Below are 12556 nucleotides of genomic sequence, written 5' to 3'. Positions count from 1 at the left end.
TTACCCCTTGATCGCCTGCAGCACGGCTTCACCGAGTCCAGCAGGGCTGTCGGCCACCACGATCCCGGCAGATTTCATCGCCTCGATCTTGGAGCCCGCGTCGCCCTTGCCGCCGGCCACGATGGCACCGGCATGGCCCATGCGGCGGCCGGGAGGGGCGGTGCGGCCGGCGATGAAGCCGGCGGTTGGCTTCCAGCGGCCCTTTTTCTTTTCCGAGGCGAGGAACTGGGCGGCGTCTTCTTCGGCGCTGCCGCCGATTTCGCCGATCATGATGATCGAGTGGGTGTCGGGATCGGCGAGGAACATCTCGAGGATGTCGATGTGTTCCGATCCCTTGATCGGGTCGCCGCCGATACCAACGGCGGAAGATTGGCCGAGGCCGACGTCGGTGGTCTGTTTCACGGCCTCGTAAGTCAGGGTGCCGGAGCGGGAGACGACGCCGACTGACCCGCGCGAGAAGATGCTGCCCGGCATGATGCCGATCTTGCACTCACCGGGGGTCATCACGCCGGGGCAGTTCGGCCCGATCAGCCGGGACTTGGAGTTGATGAGGGCGCGTTTGACCTTCATCATGTCAAGGACCGGGATGCCTTCGGTTATGCAGACGATCAGCGGGACCTCGGCGTCGATCGCCTCGAGGATGCTGTCGGCAGCGAAGGGTGGCGGCACGTAGATTGCAGTCGCGTCGGCGCCGGTTTTCGCGACGGCGTCGTGGACAGAGTCAAAGACAGGAAGGCCGAGGTGTTCGGTGCCGCCTTTGCCGGGCGTGACACCGCCGACCATCTTCGTGCCGTAGGCGATGGCCTGTTCGGAGTGGAAGGTGCCTTGGCTGCCGGTGAAGCCCTGGCAGATGACGCGGGTATTCTTGTGAACGAGGACGGACATTTCATCTTCTCCGTAGGGCGAGGTTTACCCCGCCAATTGATGGTCGAAAGGCGGGACGTCCCGCCCTACGGTTTATCCTTTGACGGCCTTGACGATCTTTTCGGCGCCATCTTTCAGGTCATCTGCTGCGATCACGTTAAGGCCGGATTTGCGGATGATGTCCTTGCCAAGTTCGACGTTGGTGCCTTCGAGGCGGACGACCAGCGGGACCTTGAGGCCGACTTCCTTCACGGCCGCGATCACGCCCTCGGCGATGATGTCGCAGCGCATGATGCCGCCGAAGATGTTGACGAGGATGCCCTTCACCTGCGGGTCCGAAGTGATGATCTTGAAGGCCTCGGTGACCTTTTCCTTGGTGGCGCCTCCGCCGACGTCGAGGAAGTTGGCAGGCTCGGCCCCGTAAAGTTTGATGATGTCCATCGTGGCCATCGCAAGGCCCGCGCCGTTGACCATGCAGCCGATCTCGCCATCAAGCGCGATGTAGTTCAAGTCGAATTTGGACGCGGCGAGTTCCTTCGGGTCTTCCTCGGTCTCATCGCGCAGGGCGGCGATGTCGGGGTGGCGGTAGATCGCGTTGCCGTCGAAGCCCATCTTGGCGTCGAGGAGTTTCAGGCTGCCGTCCTTCAACACGCAGAAGGGGTTGATCTCCAGCATGTCCATGTCCTTGTCGACGAACATCCGGTAGAGGTTCTTCACGATGCCGACGCACTGTTTGACTTGCTGGCCCGACAGGCCAAGCGCAAAGGCGACGCGGCGGCCGTGGAAATCCTGCATTCCGGTGGCGGGGTCGATGGTGAAGGTGTGGATCTTTTCGGGCGTGTCGTGGGCCACATCCTCGATCGACATGCCGCCTTCGGTGGAGGCGACGATGGAGATGCGGCTGGACTGCCGGTCGATCAGGATGGCGAGGTAGAATTCCTTTTCGATGTCGGAGCCGTCTTCTATGTAGATCCGGTTCACCTGCTTGCCCGCCGGGCCGGTCTGGACTGTGACAAGGGTGCGGCCCAGCATCTGCCGGGCAAATTCGGCGGCCTCGCCGACGCTGCGGGCCAGACGGACGCCGCCCTTTTCGCCAGCCTCGGGTTCCTTGAAATGGCCCTTGCCGCGACCACCGGCGTGGATCTGCGATTTCACCACCCAGAGCGGCCCGTCAAGTTCGCCGGCGGCGGTCTTGGCTTCTTCGGCCCGCAGCACCACGCGCCCGTCGGACACCGGAATGCCATAGCTGCGCAACAGAGCCTTGGCCTGGTATTCGTGAATGTTCATTGGATCCGTCCTGACGCAAATGATCTGGACAGGGTGATGGCACGGTTTTCCCGGGGTTCCTACAGTGATTGCCGACTGTTAGCGCCAGAAGGCGGAAAAAACGCGAGGTTGTGATCACAGGCTTCAAATGTGTGATCACAAAAATCCGTCCAGTGATCACAAGCCGCTGCCCGACTGATTCGGATCAGTTGAGAAAGAGTGCAAAAAGCATCGCGTCGCCTTCGACAAGGCGGGTAAATTCGTTCCAGGCGAAGGGGCTGGCGCGCGAACCCTTTTCGGCAAAAGGCAGCAGACCTTCGCCCTGAATGACCGTGACCAAATCCAGCGGCACGGGGTTTTCGAACATCTTGCGCAAGTTGATGCCAGCCTCGGCCCCAAAGCGCCAATGCGGGATCAGAAGGTCGCCGGTGAGGAGTTTCTCGGCGTCTGCCAGCACCGCTTGCCACCGCTCGCCAGTGCCGGGGGGCATGACGATGCCAAGCACGGAGGTTTGGCGGTCGTTCGGCACCCATTCGCCGGAGTTGTCGGTCTCGGTATCCACGAGGGACCAGAAGCGCCGGTTTTCCGTGATCATCGCGAGGAAATGACCGTGCGCCTTGCGGGTAAGGGCGGGGTCCGGAGTCTGGGCTAGGGCGTGGAGAACCATCGCGGCGCGGTCGGCCTGACGGCCGAACATCATGTCGAGCGCATTGGTCGGCGGGGTGTCGCCCCAGAGCGCGTAGATCTTTTCGGCACTGTCGAGAACGCGCTGGATCGCGGGTTCAGGGTTGTAGGCAAGCGTGAGCGTGCTGAAGCCGGAGAGGAAGTGGGTGTAGGCCGAAAGCCATGCGGCATCGGCGGTGTCGAAGGTGATGACCGGGTCTTCGGCCACAGTGATGCGCCCCGCACCGCCGAGGGTGATGCCTGCGACAGTTGCCACGTCTTCGCCCTCGTCGCGGACGGCGTTCATGTTGATGTCGAACCAGAGGTCCGAGAGCGCGATCTGGAGCGCGAAAGGCTGCTCGCCTAGTTGCGTGAGGGCGGAGCGGGAGGATTCCATCCGGGCGTCGAGATCGGTGACGAGGGTAGTGAAGTCGCGGGCCTCGAAGGGGCGGGCGTCGGGGTTTTCCGCAATCGGAAGGCGCAGGATCGGCAGTTCCGACCAGTCGGCGCGCAGGCCTGTCTGCCAGCGCAACTGGAGCGCGCTTTCGACGCCGGAGAGGAAACGGATGCCGGCGAGGGCAAAGAGGTCTTCCGGCTGTGGCGTGGTGAGGGCGGCAAGGCGGGACTCGGTCGCCTTGAGGCCGGTCGCGCCAAGCTCGATCGAGAGGGCAGAGCGGTCGGCGAGGGCGGGTGAGGCGAGGAGGCAGAGGGCGAGGAGGGCGGCACGCATCGGGATGCTCCTACTTCTGGGTTACGCCAGTGTCAGACCTTGATGGGGTTGTGGTCAATGGCCGCGAGGGTCGGGAATGCCGGATGCGGAGCGGGCGTCAGGCGGGTTTCAGGTGGCAGAGCACCTGCCCGCGCGGCAGCTGAACGGCCTGCCAGGACAGCGTGAAGCCGGTAGCAGCTGCGTCGGCCTCGACCTCGGCGGCGGTGCGGTGGTAGGGCGGACGGTCCGGATGGGTCACCACGCCGTCGGGCTGGCGATGGGCGCCGGCATGGCCGGGCGGGGCAAGAAACACGGTTAGAAGAAGCGTGTCGAGGTGCCGCAGCCGCGCGCGAACCGAGGTGAGGGCGGGGCGCAGCATGGCTGCGGGCAGGTGGGTGAAGACCCCGAAGGCGATGGCGAAGTCAATCGTGTCCGGGATGCCGGGGAGGGAGAAATCTGCGTCCTCGACGAGGTGATCGAGCGGCAGGCGGCTTTCGTTGGCAAGTTCGAGATCCCGCCCGCGCCGCATCAGGGCGAGCGAAGCGTCGGTGCCCCGGTAGTGGCCGGGATCGAGGTACTGAACCGCCATGTGGCCAAGGCGCAGCGCGCCGCAGCCGATATCGAGCAACTGGTGATGGGGTAGGAGGCCCGCGTCGCGCAGGATGGCCATTTGCGCGCGGCCGGTTTCGTCCCAGCGGCCACCGACAATGTCGCGGTGGCGGCCCTTCGCCAGCGCGTCATCGTAAAAACCGGGGACGAGGTAGGGTGAGGCTGGCATGGAGCGGTGCCTTTGGCGGGCCGCCCGGGGGTTTCACACCCCCGGACCCCCGTGGGATATTTGTGCAAAGAGGAAGGTTGGAGGGCCGCAGGGTGCGCGGCCCGCCAGGGTCTCAGGCGAGGGTGGGGTCGATGGCCTTGCAGGCGGCGACGAGGCCTTTGACCGCGTCGACCGACTTGTCGAACATCACCTGTTCGTCGCGCGTGAGCTTGATGTCGGCGATGCGTTCGATGCCGCCGGCGCCGATCACGGTCGGGACGCCGACATACATGCCGTTGAGGCCGAACGCGCCCTTGACGTAGGCCGCACAGGGCAGCAGGCGCTTTTGGTCCTTGAGGTAGGCTTCGGCCATTTCGATGGCGCTGGTCGCGGGAGCGTAGAACGCTGAGCCGGTCTTCAGCAGGCCAACGATTTCGGCGCCGCCGTCACGGGTGCGCTGCACGATGGCGTCAAGCTTTTCCTGCGTGGTCCAGCCCATCTGGACGAGGTCCGGCAGCGGGATGCCGGCGACGGTGGAATAGCGGGTCAACGGGACCATCGTGTCGCCGTGCCCGCCGAGGACGAAGGCTGTGACGTCGCGCATCGAGACGTTGAATTCGAGCGAGAGGAAGTGGCGGAAGCGGGCCGAGTCCAGCACGCCCGCCATGCCGACGACCATGTGGTGCGGCAGGCCGGAAAATTCGCGCAACGCCCAGACCATCGCATCCAAGGGGTTGGTGATGCAAATGACGAAGGCGTTCGGGGCGTGGGCCTTGATGCCTTCGCCGACGGCCTTCATCACCTTGAGGTTGATGCCGAGAAGGTCGTCGCGCGACATGCCGGGCTTGCGCGGCACACCGGCGGTTACAATGCAGACATCGGCGCCGGCAATGTCGGCGTAGGAATTGGTGCCGCGCATCGAAGCGTCGAAGCCTTCGGACGGGCCCGATTGCGCGATGTCCAGCGATTTGCCTTGCGGGACGCCTTCGGCGATGTCGAACAGGATGACGTCGCCAAGCTCTTTCAGCGCGACGAGGTGGGCGAGCGTGCCGCCGATCTGACCGGCGCCGATGAGGGCAATCTTGGGTCTGGACATGGGGGTCTCCCTAAGTTGATGCGAGGTGAGGCGTAGCCCGTTCGGGGGCGGCTGTCCAGCGGCACCGGCACTGTATGTATACCATCGTATGCAGCAATTTGCGGTTTTCGGCCCAACGATGTGGGGTTAGCGATAACACTGAGCGAGGGGCTGGCCTAGGCGCGCGTGCCCTTCTCCGGCGGGGGATCGGTGACCGCTTCGTAGCCTTCGCCTGATGCCACGAGGCAGGTGGTGCCATCGGGCGTGGTGACCGTAAGCGTCCAGGTGCCGGTGGCATCGGAGGCGAAAAGCTCCATCAGCGTGTTGTTCGCGGAAATCCCCTGGCTGCGTCGGGCTTCGCCGTAGTCTTGCGCGAGTGTGTCCACGACGTCGGCATGGCGCGCCCATTGCGGGGCGCTGTGGCTGATCTGGGTGGCAAGGATGACGCCGGCGAAGCCGAGCGAGAGGACCATCATCATCATCTGCGACATCTGCGGGGTCATGGGCGCGCCTTTCGGGGTTGATCGGCCCCGAGGCTGCGCGTCTGGCGCTGAGGGCGGGTAAATGCGGCGCGCGGTTTTTTCTGCAATGCAGCAAGATTGGCCTTGCCGAATATGGCAATTTCATGCTTCCAAACGAAAGAAAATTGCTTGGAGAAGAATCATGGCGCGGCTGTATCGCTCGATGCTCTACATCCCTGCGTCGAAGGAGAGGGCGCTGGAGAAGGCGCGTGACCTGCCTGCGGATGCCATCATCTTTGATCTGGAAGACGCGGTGCTGCCAGAAGAAAAGGCCCGGGCGCGGGACATTCTGCTGCGGGAACTGGCGGTTGCGGACTTTGGGTCGCGGGCGCGGATCGTGCGGATCAACGGGCTGGACACGATCTGGGGGCGCGACGATGCGGCGGCCTTTGCGGGGAATGCGGCGGTGGACGGGGTGCTGGTGCCGAAGGTCGGGCGCCCTGCCGATCTGGATGCGGTTGCGGCGCTGATGCCGCAGGTGCCGCTCTGGGCGATGATGGAGACGGCACGGGGGATGCTGAACGCGGCCGGGATTGCTGCGCATCCGGGGCTGGTGGGAATGGTGGTCGGCACCAACGATCTGGCGCGAGAGATCGGCAGCCGTTTCCGGCCGGATCGCCTGCCGATGATAGCGGGGCTGGGCGCTTGCCTTTTGGCGGCGAAGGCCGAGGGGCGGGTGGTGGTTGACGGAGTCTATAACGCCTTCAAAGACGCGGCCGGCTTGCGCGCGGAATGCGAGCAGGGCCGCGATATGGGCTTTGACGGCAAGACGCTGATCCACCCCGACCAGTTGGCGGTGGCCAACGAGGTGTTTGCCCCCTCGCCGGAAGAGATATCGCTAGCTGCGCGGCAGATCGCGGCGTTCCGCGAGGCGCAGGCGCGGGGGGAAGGCGTGGCGGTGCTGGATGGGCGGATCGTCGAGAGCCTGCATGTCGAGACGGCGAAGCGGATTCTGGAACAGGCCGAGGCGATTGCAGGCGGCAGCGAATGACGGCAGGGTGGCGGCGCGGTCCTAACGGGAGTTTCGGGGATGACGGTGCTGATACTTGGCGTAGCCTTGTGGTGGGGGGCGCATCTGTTCAAGCGGCTGGCCCCGGCGCGGCGGGCGGGCATGGGCGACAAGGGCAAGGGGCTGGTCACCGTGCTGGTTCTGGCCTCGGTGGTGCTGATGGTGCTTGGCTACCGCGCGGCAGAGTTCGTGCCGGTCTGGGAGCCGCCCGGCTTTCTGGTCCATGTGAACAACCTGCTGATGCTGCTGGCGCTTTATCTTTACGCGGCGAGCGGCATGAAGACCGCGATTACCCGCGTGATCCGGCATCCGCAACTGACGGCGGTGAAGACCTGGGCGGTGGCGCATCTGTTGGTGAACGGCGATCTGGCGTCGATCATCCTGTTTGGCGGGCTGCTGGCCTGGGCCGTGGTCGCCGTGATCGTGATCAACCGGTCGGAGCCTGCCTGGGTGCGGCCCGCGCCTGCGCCGGCGAAGAAAGAGGTCATGGCGGTGGTCGGCACGATCGTCGTAGTGGTGATCGTGATGCTGATCCACAACTGGCTGGGCGTGCCGCCTTGGGGCTGAGGGTGGACCGGGGGAGTCACACCCCCCGGAGCCCCACGCGGCATATTTATGCAAAGAGGAAGCACGTTTCAGTCAGATTGGAGGGAGGGGGTAATGAAGCTGTATCGGTTTCTGAGCGAGGATGACACGTCGGCCTTTTGCCACAAGGTGACGGCGGCGCTGAACAAGGGGTGGGCGCTGCACGGCGGGCCGACCTATGCCTTCGATGCCGGCAATGGCGTGATGCGCTGTGGCCAGGCTGTGGTGAAGGAGGTCGAGGGCGAATATGCGCCGGACGTGAAGCTGGGGGAGCTTTAGGTGGCGACCAAGACCAATCCGGGGCGGTTCTTCGAGGATTACCGCTTGGGCGAGGTGATCGTCCATGCCGTGCCGCGCACGGTGGGGGCGGGCGAGCGGGCGCTTTATCATGCGCTCTACCCGGCGCGGCATGCGGTCTATTCGTCGGACGAATTTGCGCGGGCGGCGGGTCTGGCGGCCTCGCCGCTGGATGATCTGCTGGCGTTCCACGTGGTCTTTGGCAAGACCGTTCCGGATGTTTCACTGAACGCGGTGGCGAACCTTGGCTATGCCGAGGGGCGCTGGCTGCGGCCGGTCTGGCCGGGCGATACGCTGCGCTCTCAGTCCACCGTGATCGGGCTGAAGGAGACGTCGAGCGGGGCGACGGGCGTGGTCTGGGTGCGAACCGTCGGGTTGAACCAGCGCGACGAGGCGGTGCTGGAGTATGTGCGCTGGGTGATGGTCCGCAAGCGGCGGCGGGAGGTTGTGGTGCCGGTGACGGTGCCGGACCTGGCGGCTTCGGTGGCAGCGGCCGATCTGTTGGTGCCCGCAGGCCTTGATTTCACGCGATATGATTTTGCGCTGGCGGGCGAGCGGCACCGTTGGGGCGATTATGCGGTGGGCGAGGTGATCGACCATGTCGACGGGGTGACGGTCGAGGAGGCCGAGCACATGCTGGCGACGCGGGCTTGGCAGAACACGTCGAAGGTGCATTTCGACGTGAGCCAGCGCGAGGACGGGCGGCGGCTGATCTATGGCGGGCATGTGATCAGTCTGGCGCGGGCCTTGAGTTTCAACGGGCTGGCAAACGCGCAGATGATCGTGGCGTTGAACGCCGGTGCCCATGCCAATCCGTGTTTTGCGGGCGATACGGTCCGGGCGTGGTCGGAGGTTCTGGACCGGGCGGAGACCTCGGCGCCGGGGGTTGGCGCGCTGCGGTTGCGGCTGGTGGCCACGAAGGGCGCGGCGGGGACGTTGCAAGGGGCCGACGGGAAGTATCTGCCCGAGGTACTGCTTGATCTGGATTATTGGGCACTACTGCCGATGTGATTTGTGATCACGCTGAAAAAAATCGTGATCACAAACGTGAAAAACTTGCTGCGGTAGCGCAAACTTTGCCGCTCTGCGGCGTCTGTGCGCGTGACTTGGGAAAAAAACGCTATATTCAGAGGCCTGTGATCTGAAGGCGCTGTGACCAAGGCGCGCCGAGGCGAGAAAGGAACACCGTGATGGCTGAACCGAAACGGGTGGAGCGACCGATCTCGCCCTTCATGATCGGGCCGTATTACCGGCCGCAACTGACCTCGATCACTTCGATCCTGACGCGGATCACGGGTAATGCCCTGATCGTGGGCGTGGTGCTGGCGGTGTGGTGGCTGCTGGCTGCGGCGACGAGTGCAGAGTATTTCGCGGTGGCCGATGCTGTGGCGACAAGCTGGTTCGGCGATCTGGTGTTCGCGGGGTCGGCGCTGGCGGTGTGGTATCACCTGCTGGCTGGCTTGCGGCACCTTTACTGGGACAGCGGGCGTGGCCTGCACATCGAGACGGCGGAAAAGCTGGGCTGGGCCTGTCTGATCGGGTCGGTCGTGCTGACCGCAATCACCATCCTTCTGGTTCAATGAGGCAGCCCATGCGCTATCTGACCTTACGCAAACGGGCCGAAGGCTTCGGCTCTGCCCATTCGGGGACCGAGCATCACTGGGCGATGACGATCTCTTCGGTCGGGCTGACGTTCTTGGTGCCGGTGTGGCTTTACATCTTCGGCAAGGCGCTTGGTCAGCCGCATGATGTGGTGGTGGCGACCTTTGGCAGCCCGTTTCCCGCGATCGTCACGGCGCTGCTGCTGGTGGTCGGGATGCGGCATTTCGCAATGGGCGCCACGGTGATGATCGAGGATTACACGCGCGGCACGACGCGCAAGGCGCTGGTGATCGGCGTGACATTGCTGGCCTGGGTCGTGGCTGCGACCGGGCTTTTCGCGCTGGCGCGCATGGCGCTGTGAAGGACAAATGATGACTGCCTATCCGTATGAAGTGCATGACTATGACGTGGTTGTGGTGGGGGCCGGGGGTGCCGGTTTGCGTGCCACGCTGGGGATGGCCGAACAGGGCTTGCGCACGGCCTGCGTGACCAAGGTGTTCCCGACGCGGAGCCACACCGTGGCCGCGCAGGGCGGGATCGCCGCAAGCCTTGGCAACATGGGGCCGGACTCGTGGCAATGGCACATGTACGACACCGTCAAAGGGTCGGACTGGCTGGGCGATACGGACGCGATGGAATACCTTGCGCGCGAGGCGCCGAAGGCGGTTTATGAGCTGGAGCATTACGGCGTGCCGTTCAGCCGCACCGAAGAGGGCAAGATCTACCAGCGTCCCTTCGGTGGCCATACGACCGAGTATGGCGAAGGCCCGCCGGTGCAGCGAACCTGTGCCGCCGCCGACCGGACTGGACACGCCATCCTGCACACGCTGTATGGGCAAAGCCTGAAGAACAACGCGGAATTCTACATCGAATACTTCGCGCTGGATCTTGTGATCACAGATGGGCGCTGCACCGGTGTGGTGGCGTGGAAGCTGGATGACGGCACCATGCATGTCTTCAATGCGAAGATGGTGGTGCTGGCGACCGGTGGCTACGGTCGGGCCTATTTCAGCGCGACCTCGGCCCATACCTGCACCGGCGATGGCGGCGGCATGGTGGCGCGGGCGGGTCTGCCGCTTCAGGACATGGAGTTCGTGCAGTTCCATCCAACCGGCATCTACGGCTCGGGTTGTCTGATCACCGAAGGCGCACGGGGCGAAGGCGGCTATCTGACTAACAGCGAGGGCGAGCGGTTCATGGAACGCTACGCGCCCACCTACAAGGATCTGGCGTCGCGCGATGTGGTTTCCCGCTGCATGACCATCGAGATCCGCGAAGGGCGCGGGGTGGGGCCGAACAAGGACCATATCCACCTGAACCTGAACCACCTGCCGAAAGAGACGCTGGAGCTGCGGCTGCCGGGGATCACCGAGTCGGCGCGGATCTTTGCGGGGGTTGATCTGTTGAAGGAGCCGATCCCGGTGCTGCCGACGGTGCATTACAACATGGGCGGCATTCCGACGAACTATTGGGGCGAGGTGCTGAACCCGGTGCCGGGCAACCCCGACAACATCTTCCCCGGCCTGATGGCAGTGGGCGAAGCGGGCTGCGCGTCGGTGCATGGGGCCAACCGGTTGGGGTCGAACAGCCTTATCGACCTGGTGGTCTTTGGGCGTGCGGCGGCAATCCGCGCGGGCGAAGTGGTTGACTGCAAGGCTGCTGTCGCCCCGGTGAACAAGGCCGAGGTCGATCGCGCGCTGTCGCGGTTCGACGGGCTGCGCCATGCCAATGGCGCGGTGCCGACGGCGGAGCTACGGCTTGACATGCAAAAGACCATGCAGGCCGATGCGGCGGTGTTCCGCACCGACAAGACCCTGGCCGAGGGTGTGGCCAAGATGACCGCAATTGCCGGGCGGGTGGGCGACCTGAAGGTGACGGACCGCAGCATGGTGTGGAACAGCGACCTGATGGAAACGCTGGAACTTACCAACCTCATGCCGAACGCGCTGGCCACCATCGTGGCCGCCGAGGCGCGCAAGGAAAGCCGGGGCGCCCATGCGCAGGAAGACCATCCGACCCGTGATGACGTGAACTGGCGGGTGCATTCGCTGGCGGTGGTGGACGGCGCAAAGGTGACGCTGTCGACAAGGCCCGTGCATCTGGAACCGCTGACGACGCAGGATCAGGGCGGGATCGACCTGAAGAAGATCGCGCCGAAAGCGAGGGTGTATTGATGCGTTCAGCCCTGTTTCTGATATGCCTTTTGCCGGTCCTGATGGGCTGCCAGTCGAGCGCGCCGGCGTCGGTCAATGACCCCGATGTGATCGTGCGCTGCACCGCCGAGTCCGGCTTTACGGCGCGTGCAGCCGCTGCCCGGGCCGCTGGTGCAACGGGCCGCATTTCGTCGACTCCCGAAGAGCTTGCTGCGATAAATGCCTGCGCGGGTGGCCAAAGTACGACGCTGCAACCGGTGGGAGGCGTGCCGCAATCAACCACGCGCAAGGTGACGGCGACGGGCACCACCGAAACCTACATCTACGGATCGCCACCCGCGGCAACGGCGGCTTCGACACCTGTCCGCACGGGTAGCACTGGCGGGCGCTATTGCAACGTGCTGATGGGTGGGGCCGGATACGGCTGCCTGAAACCGTAAGGAGGAACTGATGCGCTGGGCAATCTTGCTTGCTGTGCTTCCCCTGGCCGCCTGCGACCCGCAGGTTTTTGCCGACAAGACGATGAGGCAAGTGGCCGAACAAGTCGTGTTGCCGGTGGTGAATCTTGATATGCCGGCAGGCCCGGCGCAGTTGGCGACGAACTGCATACTTGACGCGGCCAGCCCGGACGAGGTGCGTCTTCTGGCGCGCGACGTGGGGGTGGAGGCTGGAACCTCGACCATGGCCACGATCCGCGAGATTGCTTTGCGCCCTTCGGCGCAAGCCTGTTACTCCGCCAATGGCGTGCCTCCGATCCGGTGATTGCATGAAACGGTTTGGCATCCTTCTGGTTCTGGCGGGTTGTGGCCCGGTGACGCTGCAAGAGGCCGAGCGGCAGTGCTTTGAACGCGCGCGTCTGGCGCAGCAGCCGCGCGGAGAGGTGGCGTTCGGTGTGGGTTCGGGCGGGCGCACGGCGGCGGAAGCGGAACTGACGGTGACGTCGGATTACCTGATGAGGCGCGACCCTTCGGCGGTCTACGAATCCTGCGTGGTCTCGAAGTCGGGCGAACTGCCCAGTCGGCCGCTATATGACCGCCCGGATTGGCGGAGCTAGG

At 64.6% G+C, this 12556-nt stretch carries 16 protein-coding genes; 10 read left to right on the top strand and 6 right to left on the bottom strand.

All coding sequences use genetic code 11. The annotated features are described in order from the left end of the window. The 6 genes from sucD to ACROUL_RS18125 form a co-directional block, all read right to left on the bottom strand. A complete protein-coding gene (gene sucD, locus ACROUL_RS18150) occupies positions 1-885 on the bottom strand; it encodes a succinate--CoA ligase subunit alpha (RefSeq protein WP_431300839.1) in 885 nt (294 codons plus the stop codon). Positions 886-957: 72 nt separating this feature from the next. Continuing rightward, positions 958-2151 (bottom strand): ADP-forming succinate--CoA ligase subunit beta, encoded by a 1194-nt coding sequence (gene sucC / locus ACROUL_RS18145; RefSeq protein ID WP_431300838.1) that lies wholly within the window; start codon positions 2149-2151, stop codon positions 958-960. 184 nt (positions 2152-2335) lie between these two features. Then, positions 2336-3523 (bottom strand): hypothetical protein, encoded by a 1188-nt coding sequence (locus ACROUL_RS18140; RefSeq protein ID WP_431300837.1) that lies wholly within the window; start codon positions 3521-3523, stop codon positions 2336-2338. A gap of 97 nt (positions 3524-3620) precedes the next feature. Further along, positions 3621-4280: a class I SAM-dependent methyltransferase gene (locus ACROUL_RS18135; protein ID WP_431300836.1), complete on the bottom strand. Its 660-nt coding sequence runs from the start codon at positions 4278-4280 to the stop codon at positions 3621-3623. 112 nt (positions 4281-4392) lie between these two features. Continuing rightward, the gene (gene mdh / locus ACROUL_RS18130) at positions 4393-5355 is read right to left on the bottom strand and encodes a malate dehydrogenase (RefSeq protein WP_431300835.1); all 963 of its coding nucleotides are present in this window, start codon (positions 5353-5355) and stop codon (positions 4393-4395) included. A gap of 155 nt (positions 5356-5510) precedes the next feature. Continuing rightward, positions 5511-5837, bottom strand: a complete 327-nt coding sequence (locus ACROUL_RS18125) for a hypothetical protein (protein ID WP_431300834.1) — start codon at positions 5835-5837, stop codon at positions 5511-5513. A 160-nt stretch (positions 5838-5997) separates the two neighbouring features. Between ACROUL_RS18125 and ACROUL_RS18120 the strand changes: the two genes are divergently transcribed. From ACROUL_RS18120 to ACROUL_RS18075, 10 genes are all read left to right on the top strand, one after another. Continuing rightward, positions 5998-6846, top strand: a complete 849-nt coding sequence (locus ACROUL_RS18120) for an HpcH/HpaI aldolase/citrate lyase family protein (protein WP_431300833.1) — start codon at positions 5998-6000, stop codon at positions 6844-6846. 39 nt (positions 6847-6885) lie between these two features. Then, entirely contained in the window at positions 6886-7431 is a 546-nt protein-coding gene (locus ACROUL_RS18115; RefSeq protein WP_431300832.1) for an NnrU family protein, read from the top strand. A gap of 93 nt (positions 7432-7524) precedes the next feature. After that, positions 7525-7728: a DUF1737 domain-containing protein gene (locus ACROUL_RS18110; protein ID WP_431300831.1), complete on the top strand. Its 204-nt coding sequence runs from the start codon at positions 7525-7527 to the stop codon at positions 7726-7728. Further along, positions 7729-8757: a MaoC family dehydratase gene (locus ACROUL_RS18105; RefSeq protein ID WP_431300830.1), complete on the top strand. Its 1029-nt coding sequence runs from the start codon at positions 7729-7731 to the stop codon at positions 8755-8757. It abuts the gene before it with no gap. A gap of 179 nt (positions 8758-8936) precedes the next feature. Next, the gene (gene sdhC / locus ACROUL_RS18100; RefSeq protein ID WP_431300829.1) at positions 8937-9329 is read left to right on the top strand and encodes a succinate dehydrogenase, cytochrome b556 subunit; all 393 of its coding nucleotides are present in this window, start codon (positions 8937-8939) and stop codon (positions 9327-9329) included. A gap of 8 nt (positions 9330-9337) precedes the next feature. Further along, positions 9338-9709, top strand: a complete 372-nt coding sequence (locus tag ACROUL_RS18095) for a succinate dehydrogenase, hydrophobic membrane anchor protein (protein ID WP_431300828.1) — start codon at positions 9338-9340, stop codon at positions 9707-9709. A gap of 10 nt (positions 9710-9719) precedes the next feature. Further along, a complete protein-coding gene (sdhA, locus tag ACROUL_RS18090) occupies positions 9720-11522 on the top strand; it encodes a succinate dehydrogenase flavoprotein subunit (protein WP_431300827.1) in 1803 nt (600 codons plus the stop codon). Further along, positions 11522-11941 (top strand): hypothetical protein, encoded by a 420-nt coding sequence (locus tag ACROUL_RS18085; RefSeq protein WP_431300826.1) that lies wholly within the window; start codon positions 11522-11524, stop codon positions 11939-11941. The genes sdhA and ACROUL_RS18085 overlap by 1 nt, the downstream gene beginning before the upstream one ends. A gap of 10 nt (positions 11942-11951) precedes the next feature. Next, positions 11952-12263: a hypothetical protein gene (locus tag ACROUL_RS18080; RefSeq protein ID WP_431300825.1), complete on the top strand. Its 312-nt coding sequence runs from the start codon at positions 11952-11954 to the stop codon at positions 12261-12263. 4 nt (positions 12264-12267) lie between these two features. Next, a complete protein-coding gene (locus tag ACROUL_RS18075; RefSeq protein WP_431300824.1) occupies positions 12268-12555 on the top strand; it encodes a hypothetical protein in 288 nt (95 codons plus the stop codon). Position 12556: the final 1 nt, after the last annotated feature.

Source organism: Tabrizicola sp. BL-A-41-H6 (genome assembly GCF_050632395.1).
Classification (GTDB): Bacteria; Pseudomonadota; Alphaproteobacteria; order Rhodobacterales; family Rhodobacteraceae; genus JAUYQR01.
The sequence above is the reverse complement of the archived record's forward strand: the minus strand, read 5'-3'. Positions and strand labels throughout refer to the sequence as shown.